The sequence below is a fragment of the Sphingomonas pseudosanguinis genome (assembly GCF_052056765.1).
Taxonomy (GTDB): domain Bacteria; phylum Pseudomonadota; class Alphaproteobacteria; order Sphingomonadales; family Sphingomonadaceae; genus Sphingomonas; species Sphingomonas pseudosanguinis.
The window spans coordinates 2,389,060-2,407,942 of record NZ_CP189888.1 but is presented as its reverse complement, the minus strand read 5'-3'; the positions used below and the strand labels follow the sequence as shown (position 1 = coordinate 2,407,942).

Sequence of the window (18,883 nt, the reverse complement as noted above, 5' to 3'; positions counted from 1 at the left end):
CCCGGCGCATCAGGTGGCCGGGCGGGGCATGATCGTCAGGGCGCTGGCGTCGCCCCGGCCGGCACCGGCCCATTGGCGGTCACATCGAGCAGCGAATCGCCGCCCAGCACACGATAGAGCGTCACCCGATTGTTCGCCGCGGCCAGCTGCGTCGCGATCAGCGTCCGCTGCGCCGAATAGAGCGACCGCTGCGCATCCAGCGTATTGAGGAACGGCGTGATCCCGCCGCGATAGCTGGCCTCGGTCAGGCGATAGGTATCGGCGGCAGCGGTCAGGAAGCGGCGATTGGCGCCCAGCTGATCCGCGATCGTGCCCTGTCGCGCCAGCGCATCGGCGGTTTCCTGAAACGCGCTCTGGATCGCTTTTTCATAGGTCGCGAGCAGGGCGTCGCGCTGCGCCTCCGAATAGCGGACATTGGCGATGCCCGCCCCCGCCTGGAAGATGGGATAGCTGACCGAGGGCGCGACCGAATAGTTGAAGCTGCCCCCCGAGAACAGCGACGACAGCGCGGTGCTGGCAAAGCCGACCAGCCCGGTCAGCGAGATGCGCGGGAACAGCGCCGCACGCGCCGCGCCGATCTGGGCATTGGCGGCGCGCAGTTCATATTCGGCCTGCACGACGTCGGGCCGGCGCAGCAGGATGCCCGAATCCAGCCCGGCGGGAAGGGTGGCGATGGTCGGGCTGGCCTCGTCGATCGACTTCGGGAGCAGCGTGGTGTCGATCGGCGCGCCGACCAGCAGTTGCAGCGCGTTGACGTCCTGCGCCACCGCCGTCGTCTGCTGTGCCAGATCGGCCTGCGCGGTCGCCAGCACCTGTTCGGCCTGGCGCAGGTCGGTGCGCGGCGAGATACCGCCCTCCAGCCGGGCGCGGGTCAGCGTCACGCTGCGCTGCGCACTGGCGGCGGTATCGCGCGCGATGGTCAGCAGGCTCTGATCCGCGCCATAGTTCAGCCACGCCTCGGCGATGTCGCCGACCAGCGTCAGCCGGGTGGCGCGCGCCGCCGCCTCGGTCGCGAAATAGCGGTCGAGCGCGGCACCGGTCAGCGAGCGGATGCGGCCGAACAGGTCGAGTTCGAAGGCGTTGACGCCCAGATTGACCGACCAGGCGCTGCCGCTGCCATTGGCACCCGTGACGACGCCGCCGGCGCCGCCATTATCGATGCCGCCATTGCCGACACCCCCGTTTCCGGTGCCGCCATTACCCGTGCCGGTCCCGCCATTGCCGATACCGGTGCCACCGCCACCGATGGCGTTGGAGGCCGCACCGCCCGATCCCCGGTCGGTATAGCTGTAGCGGCCATTGGCGCTGACATTCGGCAACAGGCTGGCGCGCTGGATGCGATATTGCGCACGGGTCGCGGCGATGTTCGCGGCGGCCACGCGCAGGTCGCGGTTGTTGACCAGCGCCTGTTCGATCAGCCGCTGCAACCGGACGTCGCGGAAGATGTCGGTGTAGCGGACGGTCGGCAGCGCCGCCTCCGACTGGCGCAGATAGGCGTCGCCCACCGGCCAGGACGGCGGCACTGGCGTCGCTGGCCGCTCATATTTCGGGGCCATCGAGCAGGCCGACAATGCGGTCGCGGTCAGCAACAGGGCGGGGAAGGGGGACAGGATACGCATCAGGCCTTCTCCGCTCCACCTTCGGGGGCGGGCTTGTGCCCCGCGCCATGCTCGCTCATCGGACGCCCACGCAGACGCGCCAGCCCGTTGCGCACCGACCGGCGCACCAGCACGAAGAATAGCGGAATGTAGAAGATCGCCAGCACGGTGGCTGTCAGCATGCCGCCGATCACGGCGGTGCCGATCGCGATCCGGCTGTTGGCCCCCGCCCCGGTCGAGATGGCGAGCGGCAGCACGCCGAAGATGAAGGCGAAGCTGGTCATCAGGATCGGGCGCAGACGGATCTTGGCGGCCTCAAGGGCTGCATCGATGACGCGTTTGCCCTGTTTCTCGGCCTGTTCGGCGAACTCGATCATCAGGATCGCGTTCTTCGCCGCCAACCCCATCGTCGTCAGCAGACCGATCTGGAGATAGACGTCGTTGGTCAACCCGCGCAGCGTCACGAAGGCGACCGCGCCGATCAGGCCCAGCGGGATGATCAGCAGCACCGCGAACGGGATCGACCAGCTTTCATAGAGCGCCGCCAGACACAGGAAGACGACCAGGATCGACAGGCCATAGAGGATCGGCGCCTGCCCGCCCGACAGCCGTTCCTGATAGGACAGGCCCGCCCAGGCGATCGCGGTGCCGGGGATTTCGGCGGCCAGCTCGGTCATGCGCTGCATCGCGTCGCCCGAGCTGTAGCCGGACGCGGCCGATCCCTGAAATTCATAGGACGGGATGCCGTTGAACCGCGACAGGGTGGTCGGCGCGACGCCCCAGTTGATCGTCGAGAAGGACGAGAAGGGCGCCATCTGCCCGCTCGATCCGCGCACGAACCATTGTTTCAGGTCCTCCGGCTCGGAGCGATAGGGGGCATCGCCCTGCACGAAGACGCGCTTCACGCGGCCGCGATCGATGAAGTCGTTGACGTACTGACCACCCCAGGCGGTCGACAGGGTCGAGTTCACCTGCTGCTGCGTCAGGCCCAGCGCCGACAATTTCTGCTGGTCGAGGTCGACGCGCAGCGTGGCGATGTCGGGTAGTTCGGTCAGGCGGACCGAGGCGAGCATGGGGTCGGCATTGGCCTTGGCGAGCAGCTGGTCACGTACCGCCTCGAACTTCTCCAGCGGCATGCCGGAGATGTTCTGCAATTCCATGGTGAAACCGTCCGATTGGCCCAGGCCGCGAATGGCCGGCGGCACCAGCGCGAAGACCTGCGCGTCGCGCAAGCCCCGGAACGCGGCGGAGGCGCGGCCGGTGATGGCGTCGGCGCTGTTCTCCTTGCCCTTGCGATCGGCCCAGTCGACGAAGTTGATGAAGCCCTGGCCGGTATTCTGGCCGCTGGTGCCGCCCCCGCCGCCGCCGGCGACGGAGAAGAGGACCTTGACGTTCTTGCCCTCATGCTGGGCGAAATACTGCTCGACCCGGCGCTGGATTTCCATGGTGCGCGCTTGCGTCGCACCGGCGGGCAGGCGGAACTGGACGATCGCCGACCCCTGGTCCTCGGTCGGCAGGAAGCCGGTCGGCAGGCGCAGGAACAGGACGGCCAGCAGCGCCACGACGCCCGCATAGATCAGCAAGAAAAGCCATTTGCGGTCGACGACCGTGCGCACGCCCGAGACATATTTGTCGACCGTCCAGTCGAAGCGGCGGTTGAACCCGTCCTTCGCGCGCTGAAGCCCATGCGCCACGCGCGGGAATTTCCGGTCGAGCCAGGCGCCCTCTTCGCCCTCCTTCGCCTTCTGCTTGAGCAGCGTGGCGGTCAGCGCGGGGCTCAGGATGATCGCGACCGCGACCGACAGGATCATCGCCGAGACGATGGTGATCGAGAACTGGCGATAGATGACGCCGGTCGACCCGCCGAAGAACGCCATCGGCAGGAACACCGCCGACAGGACCAGCGCGATGGCGATCAGCGCGACGGTGATCTCCTTCATCGACTCGATGGTCGCCTCGCGTGGGGTCATGTCGGGATTTTCCTCGAGCAGGCGCTCGACATTCTCCACGACCACGATCGCGTCGTCGACCAGCAGGCCGATCGCCAGCACCAGCCCGAACAGGGTCAGCGTGTTGATCGAGAAGCCCGCCAGATAGAAAATGGCGAAGGTGCCGAGCAGCACGACCGGCACCGCGATCGTCGGGATCAGCGTCGCGCGCCAGCTTTGCAGGAAGACGAACATGACGATGACGACGAGGATGATCGCCTCGATCAGCGTCTTGACCACCTCGTCGATCGACAGCTTGATGAAGGCGGTCGTGTCGTTGGCGTAGGCGACCTTCAACCCTTGCGGAAAGCCCTTGGCGACGCGGGTGATCTCGGCCTTGACCAGTTCGGCGGTCTTCAGCGCGTCGGCGCCCGGCGCCATCAGGACGGCGATACCGGCACCGGGATGCTGGTTGATCCGGCTGACCGCGGCATAGCTTTCCGCGCCCAGCTCGATGCGGGCCACGTCGGACAATTTGACGGTCGCGCCGTTGTTCAGCGTCTTGACGATGATCTCGCGGAACTGCTCGGGCGTCTGGAGCCGCGACTGCGAGGTCACGGTCGCGTTCAGCATCTGGGTCTGGGCCGATGGCGTGCCCCCGACCTCGCCCGCCGCGACCTCGGTATTCTGGTTCTGGATCGCGGTCGTCACGTCGGACGGCATCAGCTGGTAGGAGGCCAGCTTTTCCGGGTTCAGCCAGATCCGCATCGCATATTGCGAACCGAAGACGTTGGTGTCGCCCACGCCCTGGATACGGCCCAGCGGGTCCTGGAGATTGGAGACGAGGTAATCGGCGACGTCCTGGTTCGTCATCCGGTTCGTCTCGTCATAGACGCCGGCGATCAGGAGGAAGTCGGGGTTCGACTTGCGGACGACCAGGCCCTGTTGCTGCACCTGTTGCGGCAGGCGCGCGACCGATTGCTGGACCTGGTTCTGAACCTGCACCTGCGCGATGTCGGGGTCGGTGCCCTTGGCGAAGGTGGCGGTGATCGTCACCGAGCCGCGGCTGGAGGAGGAGGACTGGAAATAGAGCAGCCCGTCGATGCCGGTCAGCTGCTGTTCGATGACCTGCGTGACCGAGTTCTGCAGCGTCTGCGCCGAGGCGCCGGGAAAGGTGGCGCGGATCGACACCTGGGGCGGGGCGACGTCGGGATATTGCGCGATGGGCAGGCCCATGATCGCGCCGACGCCCGCCAGCATCACGATGATGGCAAGGACCCAGGCGAAGATGGGACGATCGATGAAGACGCGGCTGAGCATGGTCCGGTCAGCCCGCCTTGCCCTTGGCGCCCTGCATCTTCTTCAACTGTTCGGGCGAGGGGGGCTGGACCTTTTGCGGGCTGTCGGCGGGCACCGCGCGCACGCTCTGGCCGGGGCGTAGATTGTTGAGGCCCTGGGTCACGATCCTGTCGCCGGCCTTCAGGCCGTCGGTGACGACCCAGAAAGCGCCTTGCGTCCGCTCAGCACGGACCTTTCGTTCCTCCACCTTGTCGTTCGCGCCGACGACGAAGAGCGTCGCATTGCCCTTGGGATCGCGCGAGACCGCCTGTTGCGGGACCATATAGGCGCTGGTGTCGATCGCCTGGGCAAAGCGCGCGCGCACGAACATACCGGGCAGCAGCAGCCCCTGCGGATTGGGGAAGCGCGCGCGCAGCGTCACCGTGCCCGTCTGCGGATCGACCACAGCCTCGGCGAACTCGACCGTGCCGGTCTGGCCGTAATCGCTGCCATCTTCCAGCCGCAGCGTCACACGCGCGCTGGCGGGGATCAGGCCGTCGCGTGCCGCTAGGCTGCGGCGAAGCGACAACAGGTCGGTCGCGGATTGCTGAATGTCGACGAAGATCGGGTCGAGCCGCTGGATCTGCGCCAGTGGATCGGTCTGCCCCGCGCTGACGAGTGCGCCGACGGTGAACAGCGAGCGACCGATTCGGCCCGTGATCGGGGCGGGGACGGTGGTGAATTGCAGGTTCACGCGCGCGGTCTCCAGCGCGGCGCGGGTCTGTGCGACCTGCGCGGCGGCCTGGCGCGCGCTGGCCTGCGCGTTGGTGTAATCCTGCTTCGAAATAGCTTCGATCTGCGCTAGCGGGCGATAGCGTTCGGCGAGCGTGCGCGTCGCCTCGGCATTGGCCTGTGCGCTTTGCAGGTTGGCGGCGGCTTGGTTGACCGAAGCGCGATAGAGGCGCGGGTCGATCTCGTAGAGCGGCTGGCCGCGCTTCACCAGCGTGCCCTCGGTGAAGAAGCGGCGGCGGATGACCCCGGTCACCTGCGGGCGGACGTCGGAGCTTTCAAAGGCGGTGGTGCGCGCCGCCAGTTCGGTGACGATCGGGGCATTGGTCGGCTGGACGGTGACGAAGCCGACGGTCGGCGTCTGCTGCTGTCCGGCGCCGCGTCCCTTGGCCGCGCCGCCCTTGTCTCCGCCGCATCCCGACAGGGTCGCCAGGGCGAGGGCCATGGCCGTACCGGCGAGCATCGGGCGCCCGCGAAAGCCTGGAAAGTTCAATTCGTTCACCTGCCTGAGATTTGTGCCGCGCAAGGCGACCCGCGCGTCAATGCATGAACCCGCGAAACGTTGCTGACCTGTGACAAAGTGCACGATGGGAGCGCGAAAAGGCAAGCGATCATGGCCTAAATCCTCCGCCTTAATTGTCGCAATTTGTCGCGGTGCGGCAAAAGCGCTGGCGCGGGGACCCTTTGAGGTTCTGAAGCATTTTCAAGGGACATGACCGATCGGGATGCCGATAAGCGCCTTGCCGCCGATGCCGCCGTGCGCGAAATTTGCGACGATATGCTCGTGGGGCTGGGCACCGGCTCGACGGCGGCCCACGCCATCGCCGCACTGGCCGAGCGGCGGTTGCGGATCGAGACGGTCGCCACTTCGGACGCGAGCGCGGCGCTGGCGCGGTCGCTGGGCCTGATCGTGCGCGATTTCGCCGATGTCGCGCGGGTCGATGTCGCGATCGACGGCGCGGATGCCATCGACGGCGCTTTGCGGGCGGTCAAGGGCGCGGGTGGCGCGATGCTGCGGGAGAAGGTGGTGGCCACCGCCGCCGACCGGATGATCGTCATCGCGGACGGATCGAAACGGGTCGAGCGTCTCGGGACGGCCAAGCTGCCGATCGAGATATTGCCGTTCGCCAGGCGTTTCGTGATCGACCGGCTTGCACCGTGGTTCGCGCATTGCGAGGAACGGCCGGACTATCGCACCGACAACGGCCATATCGTTGTCGACGGATATGGCTGGGACGATAGCGCACCGGAGGCGCTGGCATCGGCATTGATGGCGATCCCGGGGGTGGTCGGGCACGGGCTTTTCCTGACGGAGATCGACGCCGCCTATATTGCCGACAACGGCATCGTTACCCGGCTGGAACGGGAACGGAACCCGCGCTAAGGCCGGACGCGCATGGTAACCAGAGCGAGCGCGGAGGCGTTCGATCGTACATTAGAGGATGAGGCCAGTTTCATGACCGATGCCACCAATACCGCCGTGGCCGACAGCCATCTCCACGAGGACGGGTCGATCGAGCGCCTGACCATCGACACCATCCGCACCCTGTCGATGGATGCGGTGCAGCAGGCCAATTCGGGCCACCCCGGTACGCCGATGGCGCTGGCCCCGGTCGGTCACACCATCTGGTCGAAATTCCTCCGCTACGATCCCGCCCATGCCGACTGGCCCAATCGCGACCGCTTCGTGCTGTCGGTCGGCCACGCCTCGATGCTACTCTACTCGCTGATCCATCTCGCGGGCATCGAGGAGATCGACGCGGACGGCCAGAAGTCGGGCAAGCCCGCGCTGAGCCTGGAGGACCTGAAGGGCTTCCGCCAGCTCAATTCCAAGACGCCGGGCCACCCCGAATATCGCCACACGACGGGCGTCGAGACGACGACCGGCCCGCTGGGCGCGGGCTGTGGCAATTCGGTCGGCATGGCGATCGCCGAGCGCTGGCTGGCCGCGCATTTCAACCGCGAGGGTTTCCCTATCTTCGACCATGACGTCTATGTCGTGTGCGGCGACGGCGACATGATGGAGGGTGTGGCGTCCGAGGCGGCCTCGACCGCCGGGCACCTCAAGCTGTCGAACCTCTGCTGGATCTACGACTCGAACCAGATTTCGATCGAGGGCGGCACCGACCTGGCGTTCGACGAGGATGTGGGCAAGCGGTTCGAGGCCTATGGCTGGAACGTCATCCATGTCGACGACGCCAACGACGTCGGCGCGCTGACCGCCGCGCTCGACAATTTCAAGGCGACCCAGGACAAGCCGACCTTCATCGTCGTGAAGTCGGTGATCGGCTATGGCAGCCCCAAGGCGGGTAGCGAAAAGGCGCATGGCGAGCCGCTGGGCGAGGACGCGATCCGCGCGACCAAGAAGGCCTATGGCTGGCCCGAGGACGCCAAGTTCCTGGTTCCCGAAGGCGTGCGCGAAGCCTTCCAGGGCGCGATCGAGCAGCGCGGCAAGCCGCTCCGAGACGAATGGGTCGCGATGGTCGACAAGTATCGCGCCGAATATCCCGAACTCGCCGCCCAACTCGACGCGATGCTCGCTGACAAGCTCCCGGACGGCTGGGATGCAGACATCCCGGTGTTCGAGGCGGATGCCAAGGGCGTCGCCAGCCGCGATTCGGGCGGCAAGGTACAGAACGCCATCGCCGCCAAGGTGCCGTGGCTCGTCGGCGGTTCGGCCGACCTCGCGCCCTCGACCAAGACGCTGATCAAGGATGGCGGGTCGTTCCAGGCGGGCAGCTATGACGGCCGCAACCTGCACTTCGGCGTGCGCGAGCATTCGATGGGCGCGATCGTCGACGGCATGGCGCTGTCGCATCTGCGCTCCTACGGCGCGACCTTCCTGGTCTTCTCCGACTATATGCGCGCGCCGATCCGTCTGGCCGCGATCATGGAGCTGGGCGCGGTGTTCGTCTTCACGCACGACTCGATCGGCGTGGGCGAGGACGGTCCGACCCACCAGCCGATCGAGCATCTGGCGACGCTGCGTGCGATCCCCGGCCTCGACACCATCCGCCCCGGTGATGCCAACGAAGTCGCCGAGGCGTGGCGCTGCGCCGCCGAGTCGGCCAGCCACCCGACCGCGCTGATCTTCTCGCGTCAGGCGCTGCCGACGCTGGATCGCGGCAAGTATGCACCGGCTTCGGGCCTGAAGAAGGGCGGCTACGTCCTCGCCGATTGCGAGGGCACGCCGGACGTCATCCTGATCGCCACCGGCTCGGAGCTGTCGCTGGTGACCGACGCCTATGAGAAGCTGAGTGCCGACGGGATCAAGGCGCGCGTCGTCTCGCTGCCCAGCTGGTATCGCTTCGAGATGCAGGACGCCGCGTATAAGGAAAGCGTCCTGCCGCGCGCCGTCACCGCGCGTCTGGCGGTCGAGCAGGCCGGGTCGATCGGCTGGGACCGCTATGTCGGGTTCGAGGGCCGCACGATCACCATGTCGACGTTCGGTGCCTCGGCCCCCATATCCAAGCTGCAGGACAAGTTCGGCTTCACCCTCGACAATGTCGTGAAGGTGGCCCGCGAATTGGTGGAGACCAAGTGATGAGCAAGCTGTCGGAACTGGGCGCCAAGGGCTGCGCCCCCTGGCTCGATTTCGTCGATCGCAAGTTCCTCGAGGCGAAGGGCTTGGAAAAGCTCGTCGCCGAGGACGGGCTGACCGGCGTGACCTCCAACCCGTCGATCTTCGAAAAGGCGATGGGGCATGGCGACGCCTATGACGCCACGCTCGCCGCCTTCGACAAGGAAAATCCCGGCGCGGCGACCATCGACCGTTACGAGCATCTGGCGATCCAGGACATCAAGGCGGCGGCGGAAACGCTGAAGCCCGTCTATGACAAGCTGGACGCCAAGGACGGCTATGTCAGCCTGGAGGTGTCGCCTTACATCGCCGACGATACCGACGCGACCATCGCCGAGGCCGAGAAGCTGTGGCACGCGGTCGACCGCCCCAATCTGATGATCAAGATCCCGGGCACCGATGCGGGCGCGCCGGCGATCTCGGCGACCATCGCCAAGGGGATCAACGTCAACGTGACGCTGCTCTTCTCGGTCGACGCCTATATCAAGGTGGCCGAAGCCTATGCGACCGGCCTGGAGGAGCGGGTGAAGGCCGGCCAGCCGATCGACCGGATCGCCAGCGTCGCCAGCTTCTTCATCAGCCGTATCGACTCGGCGATCGACAAGAAGATCGACGAGCGCGTCGCCGCCGGGGATGCGGAGTCGGATGCGCTGAAGGCCGTGCGTGGCAAGGTCGCCATCGCCAACGCCAAGATGGCCTATCAGTGGTATCTGGACTTTCTGAAGTCCGACCGCTGGCAGGCGCTGGCCGCCAAGGGCGCACAGCCGCAGCGGCTGCTCTGGGCGTCGACGGGGACCAAGGACCCGTCCTTCCCCGACACGCTCTATATCGACACGCTGATCGGGCCGGACACGGTCAACACCATGCCGCCCAAGACCATGGACGCCTTCCGCGACCATGGCACGGTGGCCGAGACGCTGACCGCCGACATCGACGAGGCTCGCCAAGTGCTGGCCGAAGCCGAGCGGTTGGGCCTGGACCTGAACGGCGTGACCGACACGCTGGTCGCCGAGGGGGTCGCCTCCTTCGTCAAGGCGTTCGACGATCTGCTCGGCGCCATCGGCCAGAAGCAGCCGGCGGCCTGACGCCCCGGCAGGCCCCCTCCCCAGACACGGGGAGGGGGCCTTTCTCTTTTTCACGACAGTAACGGAGTTCCCGCATGAAGATCGGTCTGGTCGGCCTCGGCCGCATGGGAGGCAATATCGCACGCCGCCTGATGCAGGCTGGGCATCAGGTGGTGGCCTGGGATCGCAGCGACGAGGCGGTGCAGATGCTCGCCAAGGACGGCGCGGAAGCCGCCACCGGGCTGGAGGACATGGCCGCCAAGCTCGCGGACAAGGCGATCTGGTGGGTGATGCTGCCCGCCGGCGCCCCGACCGAAGACACGATCGCGGAGATCGCCAAGCTGGCCAAGGACGGCGACGTCGTCATCGACGGCGGCAACAGCTTCTACAAGGACGACATCCGCCGCGCCAAGATGCTGGCCGAACAGGGCATTCATTATGTCGATGTCGGCACCTCGGGCGGCGTCTGGGGCCTGGAGCGCGGCTATTGCATGATGATCGGCGGCGACAAGGAAACGGTCGATCACCTCGACCCGATCTTCGACGCGCTGGCACCCGGCCTGGGCGACATCGTCCGCACGCCGGGCCGCATCGCCGACAAGGTCGATGCGCGCGCCGAGAAGGGCTATATCCATGCGGGGCCGGCGGGCGCGGGCCACTTTGTCAAGATGATCCACAATGGCATCGAGTACGGCCTGATGCAGGCCTATGCCGAGGGCTTCGACATCCTCAAGTCGAAGAACAGCGACAAGCTGCCCGAGGACGAGCGCTTCGACCTGAACCTGACCGACATCGCCGAGGTGTGGCGTCGCGGCAGCGTGATCTCGTCCTGGCTGCTCGACCTGACCGCGATCGCGCTGGCCAAGGATGAGATGCTGGAACAGTTCTCGGGCCATGTCGCCGATTCGGGCGAGGGCCAGTGGACGATCGACGCGGCGATGGAGGAGAAGGTCCCGGCCAACGTCCTGACCGCCTCGCTGTTCGCACGCTATCGCAGCCGGGTGGACCACACCTATGGCGACAAGGTGCTGTCGGCGATGCGCTTCGGCTTTGGCGGCCACACCGAAATCCCGCAATGACGAAACCCATCCGGCTTGTCGTGTCGGACGTCGACGGCACGCTCGTCGACCCCGACAAGACGCTGCGCGCCGCCACCATCGCCGCCGTCAGGCGGCTGGAGGCGGCGGGCGTCGGCTTCACCATCATCAGCGCCCGACCGCGTTCGGGTTTGGGCTGGCTGGCGGACGAACTGGCGATCGACGCGCCGATCGGGGCGTTCAACGGCGGCACCGTGTTCCGCCGCGACGGCTCGGTCGACGCGCGGTTCCGGGTACCGGTCGCGGTGGTCAATGACGTGCTGGCGATGGCGGCGGACAGCCCCGTCGCCATCTGGGTCTTCGCCAACGACCGCTGGTACGCCAGCAGCGCAGAGGGCACCCATGTCGAGCATGAGCGCAAGGCCTCCGCGCAGGAGCCGGTGATAACGCAGGATTTCACCGCGCTGGTCGACAAGATCGACAAGATCACGCTCGTCAGCGACGATGCCGAACTGCTGCGCGGTCTGCACGACCGTGCCAATGACGCGCATGGCGAGGCCGCGACCATCGCCCAGTCGCAGACCTATTATCTCGACGTGACCGCGTTGGAAGCGAACAAGGGCGATGGCGTGGCGACCTTGGCCAAGGCGTTCGGCGTCTCGCTGGAGGAGGTCGCGGTGCTGGGCGACCAGGCCAATGATCTTCCCATGTTGAGACGCGCGGGCCTACCGATCGTGATGGCAAATGCCCCCGATGCGGTTAGGGAACAGATATCGGTACACACCCGTTCCAACGCGGACGATGGCGTGGCCTATGCCATCGATACCTTTATCATGCCCAGAATCGGAGTGCCTTCATGAAGCAACTGGTTGCGTTCGACCTCGACGGTACGCTGGCCGAAAGCAAACAGCCCCTGGGCGAACCGATGGGGGAGGCGCTGGCCGACCTGCTCGACGTCGCGCATGTCGCGGTGATCTCGGGCGGGGACTGGCCGCAGTTCGACAAGCAGGTGGCAAGCCGCCTGCCCGAACGCGCCGACCGTACCAAGCTGTGGCTGATGCCGACCACCGGCACCAAGCTCTACACGTACAAGGACGGTAGCTGGACCCCGGTCTATGCCGAGCTGTTCGACGATGCGACCAAGGCCAAGATTCTGGAGGCGTTCGACGCCTCGCTGGAGGCGACCGGCTTCGTGCCCGAACAGACCTGGGGCGAGCGGATCGAGGATCGCGGCAGCCAGATCACCTTCTCCGCACTCGGCCAGCAGGCGCCGATCGATGCCAAGGAACATTGGGACCCCAAGTTCGAAAAGCGCAAGGTCATCCAGGCCGATCTGAAGCAGCGCCTGCCGGGCCTGTCGATCAACATGGGCGGCGCGACCTCGATCGACATCACCCGGGAGGGCGTCGACAAGGCGTACGGCCTGAAGAAGCTGCGTGACGCCAGTGGCATCGAACTCGATGCGATGATGTTCATCGGCGACGCCATCTTCCCCGGCGGCAACGACTATCCGGCCAAGGAACTGGGCCTCGACACGGTGCGCGTGCGCGACCCGGAAGAGACGCTGGCGGTCATCGCGGGGATCGTCGCCTGCCTGAAGAAGTAAGCTCGAACGCCTCCGCTGCCTTACGCGCCCGCACCGGACCGGCGCACGAGGCGGTAGATGCGGCTTATGGCGCGTATCGGCTGGACGATCGGGAAAGCTACACGGCGTTCCTGATCGCCCATGCGCGCGCCTTGCCGGCGGTCGAGGCATGGCTCTCGGATCGGTCGATCGGCTTTGCGTGGCGGCCGCGCCGGGACGCGCTGGCGGCGGATCTGGCCGCTCTGGGTTGCGACATGCCCGAACCTTTGCCCTTCGCGATCGCCGATGACCAGGCGGCGCGTTGGGGCGCGCTGTACGTGATCGAAGGGTCGCGACTGGGCGGCGTGATGCTGGCCCGGCAGGTGGGCGAGGGATTGCCCAGGGCCTATCTTGAATCGGCCTTCGGCCCCGGCGAGTGGCGTGATTTCCGGCAAGCGCTGGACGCCGCGGCCGATGACGCGGCGTGGATCGACCGCGCGGTGGCGGCGGCCGAACGGGTCTTCGCGCTCTATAAACAAGCCGCTTAAACCCGCCCCCGTTCAGCCTGAGCGAAGTCGAAGGCCAAGGGACTGACCTCAACACCCTCACCCTTCCGCCGCTCCGCGCCTCCCTCTCCCGCCGGGAGAAGGAAGGGGCCCACCCGCGTTAGCGGGTGGGAAGGGTGAGGGCGGCTAAGGGCCCGTCCCGTGGCCTTCGACTTCGCTCAGGCTGAACGAGCGTTTGGGGGCGTTAAGGGGGACGGACAACGAATCCCGCCCGCCCCCTCAATCCGCGATCGGCGCGATCACGATGGCCCTCAGCCCAGGCTGGTTGTCGTCATATTCGATCGAGCCGGACAGACGTTGCATCATCGCCGCCATCATCCGGCTGCCAAAGCCGCTTCCGTCGCCGATCGGCTCGTCGGTCCGGCCGCGTCCTTCGTCGGCCACGACCAGGCGCAGGCGGTTGCCATATTGCTCCAGCGTGATCGTCACCGGCCCGGCCGCGCCGTCATAGGCGTATTTGGTGGCGTTGATGATCAGCTCGGTCGTAACCAGCCCCAGATTGATCGCACGATCGGTCGGCATCAGCACGGGCGCCAGATCGAGCCGCATCTGCGAGCCCCAGTCGGCACCGAGCGACTGCTTCATGTCGCCGACCAGCTCCTCCAGATACCGCGCCAGATCGACCGTCTGAATCTGGTCGTCGCGGTAGAGCCGGCGATGGACGAGCGCGACCGCGGACAGGCGCGCCTGCGCCTCGGTCAGCTGTTCGCGCACGCCCGGATCGCTCGCCGCCTTGGCCTGGAGCGCCAGGAAGGACGAGACGAGCTGGAGGCTGTTCTGGACGCGGTGGTCCACCTCCTTCATCAACACGTCCTTCTGCTGGAGCAGCAGGTCCTTGTCGTCGAGCGTCCGTTGCAGCGCGGCGTTCAGGCCGCGCAGGCGGTTGTTCTGGAAACTGTCGTGCAGCGCGCGGCGCAGCCGGTGCGCCGCCTCCACCTCTTCCAGGGTCCAGCGCCGCGAACGGCCGCGCACCGTCTCACGCCAGCTTTCGAACGAGGCGCGCGGGCTGAGCGTTTCGTCGGGGCGCAAGGCGACCGACTTGTGCGGATTGCCCGCCCATTCCACCTCTTCGATCTGTTCGGCGCGGAACCACAGCAGGCTGAGGCTGCCATCGATCAGCGGCAGCGACAGCACGCCGCTGGCGGTCGCTGCCAGCGCCTCGGCATCGGGCATCACCGCGCCCAGCTCGTGCGTGCAGTAAAGCTCGCCACCGCCCCGCAGCAGCGCCCATTGCGCGATTTCCAGCAGCGCCAGCGTCGGCGGACAATGGCCATGGGCATAGACCCGGCCGCCATCGATCAGCGCGAAGCCGGTCGCGTTCATCATCCCCATCAGGTCGGGCAACAGATGCCGGATGGCGGGGACGACCTCACCCTGGCCGGCGAGGCGCGGCAGGATCGCATCCTCGGCGGCGCGCAGGCGGAAGCGTTCGCGGTAGAGCTCGGCCTCTTCCTTCGCGCGGATCTGACGGGCCAGCCCGCTCGCCAGCGTGGCGGCGGCGGCGCGCAGTTCGGGCGACAGGCGATGCGGCGTCCGGTGGTGACAGGCGATCATCCCCCAGAGCAGCCCGTCCTTGACGATCGAGATGGATGCCGACGCCTCGACCCCCATGTTGCGCAGATAGCGGACATGGACCGGCGACACGCTGCGCAGACCGACATCGCTGAGGTCGATCGTCTCGAACCCTTCGGGCCGCAGGGGGGCGGGGACATAGCCCGCATCGGGGATGCTGCGCGTGCGGTTGCGGATATAGAGCGCGCGCGCCTGTTTCGGAATGTCGGAGGCGGGGAAATGATGATGGAGGAAGGAATGAAGCCCCGGCGCCTTCGCCTCGGCCACGACCCGCCCCGAATCATCGTCCAGGAAGCGGTACAGCATGACCCGGTCGAACCCGGTCAGCGTGCGAAAGGTGGTCGCGGCGCGCTCGTAGAGATTCTGCAGGTCGCCGGTGCGCTCGAAACTGGTCGCCGCGGCATCGAGCCAGCTGAGCGGACTGCCCGCCCCCCAGGGCGCGTCGGTCAGCGCTGGCTCCAACTCGACGAGCAGCCGTTCGCCGTCCAGACGATGCGCGGTCACCGCGAACGATTCGGTACTGCCCCGGACCGGGCGAGTCGCAGTCATCGATCCCGGGCCCGCCGGCATCGCCGAGAGCATGTCGGCGACTTCGGCACCCAGCAGCGCGGCGAGCGGGGCGTTGAGCCAGTCGCTGGCCAGCCGCTCCTCGATCGCGCCGGCGCCGGCGATGACGGTCAAGGGCTGTCCCTCGACCACCAGCAACAGCCCATGCGGCTGGATCGCGCCGGGTATATGAATGGGTTCCCGATCGCAGGCCGTGATATCCTGGCCCGGATCGGTCTCGACGAGGCGCGTGGCCATCAGGGTCGGACTTTCCTCACCTACGCCACATGCCGGGTTTCCTGGGGACATGCAAATGATCGAGATCAAGGGATAAATCCAGAAATGGGATGAATGGCCCCGGGCAGGAACAAAGATTGCGCAGTCGGGTAATATCCGGTTAAGGCCAAGCAACGGACTCAAAGAGCCGTGTTGGAGAGGACATGATCGACGATTTCGATTTCGCGCTGGGCGAAAGCGCGGACATGATCCGTGAAGCGACCCGCCGTTTCGCGACCGACCGCATCGCACCGCTCGCCGCGCGGATGGATGCGGAAGACTGGTTTCCCCGTGAGATATGGCCCGACATGGGCGCGCTGGGCCTGCACGGCATCACGGTCGCTGAGGCCGATGGCGGGCTGGGCCTGGGTTATCTGGAGCATGTCGTCGCGATCGAGGAAGTGTCGCGGGCCTCGGCCTCGCTGGGCCTATCTTACGGCGCGCACTCCAATCTGTGCGTCAACCAGATCAGCCGCTGGGGCAATGCCGAGCAGAAGGCGAAATATCTGCCCGGCCTGATCTCGGGCGAGCATGTCGGCAGCCTCGCCATGTCGGAGGTGTCGGCCGGCTCCGACGTCGTCTCGATGAAGCTGCGCGCCACGAAGGTCGAGGGCGGCTGGAAGCTGAACGGCACGAAGTTCTGGATCACCAACGCGGCCTATGCCGAGACGCTGGTCGTCTATGCCAAGACGGGCGAAGGCAGCCGTGGCATCACCGCCTTCCTGATCGAGAAGGACATGGCGGGCTTCGCGATCGGCCAGAAGATCGACAAGATGGGCATGCGCGGCAGCCCGACCGCCGAGCTGGTCTTCAACGACTGTTTCGTCGGCGATGCCCAGGTGATGGGGCCGGTCAATGGCGGCGTCGGCGTGCTGATGAGCGGGCTGGACTATGAACGCGCGGTGCTGGCGGGGATTCAGCTGGGCATCATGCAGGCCTGCCTCGACGTGGTCGTGCCCTATGTCCGCGAGCGTCGCCAGTTCGGGCGCGCGATCGGCGAGTTCCAGCTGATCCAGGCCAAGATCGCCGACATGTATGTCGCGCTCAATTCGGCGCGCGCCTATGTCTATGCGGTCGCGCGCAGCTGCGATGCGGGACGGACGACGCGCTTCGACGCGGCGGGCGCGATCCTGCTGGCCAGCGAGAATGCGGTGAAGGTCTCGCTGGAGGCGATCCAGGCGCTGGGCGGGGCGGGCTATACCAAGGACTGGCCGGTCGAACGCTTCGCGCGCGATGCCAAGCTGCTCGACATCGGCGCGGGCACCAACGAAATTCGCCGGATGCTGATCGGCCGCGAGTTGATCGGCAAGATTGAAAAGGTGGCGCAATGACGGCCGACCCATTCCTCCCCAAGCTTGCTTGGGGAGGGGGACCGCGCTCGCAGAGCGTGGTGGAGGGGCAAGCCCCTCGCCCCTCCACCACCGCTTCGCGGCGGTCCCCCTCCCCATCAGAGATGGGGAGGATTTGATGGGTACGGTGATTTCCTCACGCATCTCGCGTGACGATGCGGTGTTCCATGCCAATGCCCACCACAACCGCGCGCTGGCCGAACGCCTCCGCAGCGACGTGGCGAAGGCGGGGCTGGGCGGCAGCGAAGCCTCGCGCGACCGTCATGTGTCGCGCGGCAAGCTGCTGCCCCGCGACCGGGTGGAGCAGTTGCTCGATGCCGGCTCACCCTTCCTCGAAATCGGCCAGCTTGCCGCCAACGGCCTCTACGACGACGCGGTACCCGGCGCGGGCATGATCGCCGGGATCGGCCGGGTGCATGGCCGGCAGGTGATGATCGTCGCCAACGACGCGACGGTGAAGGGCGGCACCTATTACCCGCTGACCGTCAAGAAGCACCTGCGCGCGCAGGAGATCGCGCTCGAGAACCGTCTCCCTTGCATCTATCTGGTCGACAGCGGCGGCGCGAACCTGCCGCATCAGGCGGAGGTCTTTCCCGACCGCGATCATTTCGGCCGCATCTTCTTCAACCAGGCGCAAATGTCGGCGGCGGGTATTCCGCAGATCGCCTGCGTCATGGGCAGCTGCACGGCGGGCGGCGCCTACGTCCCCGCCATGTCGGACGAGACGGTGATCGTGCGCGGGCAGGGGACGATCTTCCTGGCCGGCCCACCGCTGGTGAAGGCCGCGACAGGCGAGGTCATCTCGGCTGAGGAGCTGGGCGGCGCGGACACGCATGGCCGCAAGTCGGGCGTGGTCGATCATGTCGCCGAGAATGACGATCATGCGCTGTCGATCGTCCGCGACATCGTCGAGATGCTGCCGCCGCAGGCCATGCCCGACGTGAACCTCGCCGAGGCGGACGAACCGCTCTACCCGGCCGAGGAACTCTACGGCCTGATCCCGCAGGACGTGCGTGCGCCCTACGATGTGCACGAGGTCATCGCCCGGCTGGTGGATGGCTCGCGCTTCCACGAATTCAAGGCGCTGTATGGCGCGTCGCTGGTCTGCGGTTTCGCCCATATCCATGGCAAGCCGGTCGCGATCCTAGCGAATAACGGCGTGCTGTTCTCGGAAAGCGCGCAGAAGGGCGCGCACTTCATCGAACTGGCCTGCCAGCGGCGTATCCCCTTGCTGTTCCTGCAAAATATCTCCGGTTTCATGGTCGGTGGCCGCTATGAGGCCGAGGGGATCGCCAAGCATGGTGCCAAGCTGGTGACGGCGGTGGCGACGGCGCAGGTGCCCAAGATCACCGTGCTGATCGGCGGCAGCTTCGGGGCGGGCAATTACGGCATGTGCGGGCGTGCCTATTCGCCGCGCTTCCTGTTCACCTGGCCCAATGCGCGGATCAGCGTGATGGGCGGCGAACAGGCGGCGAGCGTGCTGGCGACCGTCCACCGCGACGCCGACAACTGGACGCCGGACGAGGCCGAGGCGTTCAAGGCGCCGATCCGGCAGCGTTACGAGGATGAGGGCAATCCCTGGTATGCCACCGCGCGGCTGTGGGATGACGGTATCGTCGATCCGGCGCAGACGCGGGATGTGCTGGGGCTGGCGCTGGATGCGTGTCTGAATGCGCCGATCGCGGAGGCGCCCCGGTTCGGGGTGTTCCGGATGTGATGGGCGGGAGGACGCCCCT

The 18,883-nt window shown here is 66.8% G+C and carries 13 protein-coding genes; 9 read left to right on the top strand and 4 right to left on the bottom strand.

What is annotated here, in order from left to right; genetic code table 11:
• Positions 1-35 precede the first annotated feature (35 nt).
• The 3 genes from ACQHGV_RS10810 to ACQHGV_RS10800 are packed head-to-tail and all read right to left on the bottom strand — an operon-like array spanning position 36 to position 6,038.
• Positions 36-1,619 carry an efflux transporter outer membrane subunit gene (locus ACQHGV_RS10810; RefSeq protein ID WP_440978197.1) on the bottom strand — a complete coding sequence of 528 codons (1,584 nt, stop codon included), beginning with the start codon at positions 1,617-1,619 and terminating at the stop codon, positions 36-38.
• Positions 1,619-4,846: a multidrug efflux RND transporter permease subunit gene (locus ACQHGV_RS10805; RefSeq protein WP_440978196.1), complete on the bottom strand. Its 3,228-nt coding sequence runs from the start codon at positions 4,844-4,846 to the stop codon at positions 1,619-1,621. The genes ACQHGV_RS10810 and ACQHGV_RS10805 overlap by 1 nt, the downstream gene beginning before the upstream one ends.
• Positions 4,847-4,853: 7 nt before the next feature.
• Positions 4,854-6,038, bottom strand: coding sequence for an efflux RND transporter periplasmic adaptor subunit (locus ACQHGV_RS10800; protein WP_440978195.1), 1,185 nt, complete (start codon positions 6,036-6,038; stop codon positions 4,854-4,856).
• Positions 6,039-6,305: 267 nt separating this feature from the next.
• Here ACQHGV_RS10800 and rpiA point away from each other — a divergent pair, with 267 nt between their 5' ends.
• The 7 genes from rpiA to ACQHGV_RS10765 all read left to right on the top strand — a co-directional run bounded on the left by rpiA (position 6,306) and on the right by ACQHGV_RS10765 (position 13,386).
• The gene (gene rpiA / locus ACQHGV_RS10795) at positions 6,306-6,977 is read left to right on the top strand and encodes a ribose-5-phosphate isomerase RpiA (RefSeq protein WP_440978194.1); all 672 of its coding nucleotides are present in this window, start codon (positions 6,306-6,308) and stop codon (positions 6,975-6,977) included.
• Positions 6,978-7,049: 72 nt separating this feature from the next.
• Positions 7,050-9,137, top strand: coding sequence for a transketolase (tkt, locus tag ACQHGV_RS10790; RefSeq protein ID WP_440978193.1), 2,088 nt, complete (start codon positions 7,050-7,052; stop codon positions 9,135-9,137).
• Positions 9,137-10,258, top strand: coding sequence for a transaldolase (tal, locus tag ACQHGV_RS10785; protein ID WP_440978192.1), 1,122 nt, complete (start codon positions 9,137-9,139; stop codon positions 10,256-10,258). Before tkt ends, tal begins: the two co-directional genes overlap by 1 nt.
• A 74-nt stretch (positions 10,259-10,332) precedes the next feature.
• Positions 10,333-11,316, top strand: a complete 984-nt coding sequence (gnd, locus tag ACQHGV_RS10780; protein WP_440978191.1) for a phosphogluconate dehydrogenase (NAD(+)-dependent, decarboxylating) — start codon at positions 10,333-10,335, stop codon at positions 11,314-11,316.
• Positions 11,313-12,134 (top strand): Cof-type HAD-IIB family hydrolase, encoded by an 822-nt coding sequence (locus tag ACQHGV_RS10775; protein WP_440978190.1) that lies wholly within the window; start codon positions 11,313-11,315, stop codon positions 12,132-12,134. The genes gnd and ACQHGV_RS10775 overlap by 4 nt, the downstream gene beginning before the upstream one ends.
• Positions 12,131-12,880 carry an HAD-IIB family hydrolase gene (locus ACQHGV_RS10770; protein WP_312487830.1) on the top strand — a complete coding sequence of 250 codons (750 nt, stop codon included), beginning with the start codon at positions 12,131-12,133 and terminating at the stop codon, positions 12,878-12,880. Before ACQHGV_RS10775 ends, ACQHGV_RS10770 begins: the two co-directional genes overlap by 4 nt.
• 131 nt (positions 12,881-13,011) lie before the next feature.
• A complete protein-coding gene (locus ACQHGV_RS10765; protein ID WP_440978189.1) occupies positions 13,012-13,386 on the top strand; it encodes a biliverdin-producing heme oxygenase in 375 nt (124 codons plus the stop codon).
• Between the two features lie 237 nt (positions 13,387-13,623).
• Here ACQHGV_RS10765 and ACQHGV_RS10760 read toward each other — a convergent pair whose 3' ends face one another.
• A complete protein-coding gene (locus ACQHGV_RS10760) occupies positions 13,624-15,780 on the bottom strand; it encodes a histidine kinase dimerization/phosphoacceptor domain -containing protein (RefSeq protein ID WP_440978188.1) in 2,157 nt (718 codons plus the stop codon).
• A gap of 182 nt (positions 15,781-15,962) precedes the next feature.
• Here ACQHGV_RS10760 and ACQHGV_RS10755 point away from each other — a divergent pair, with 182 nt between their 5' ends.
• Entirely contained in the window at positions 15,963-17,129 is a 1,167-nt protein-coding gene (locus ACQHGV_RS10755; protein ID WP_440978187.1) for an acyl-CoA dehydrogenase family protein, read from the top strand.
• A 136-nt stretch (positions 17,130-17,265) separates the two neighbouring features.
• Positions 17,266-18,864 carry a carboxyl transferase domain-containing protein gene (locus tag ACQHGV_RS10750; RefSeq protein ID WP_440978186.1) on the top strand — a complete coding sequence of 533 codons (1,599 nt, stop codon included), beginning with the start codon at positions 17,266-17,268 and terminating at the stop codon, positions 18,862-18,864.
• Positions 18,865-18,883 lie beyond the last annotated feature (19 nt).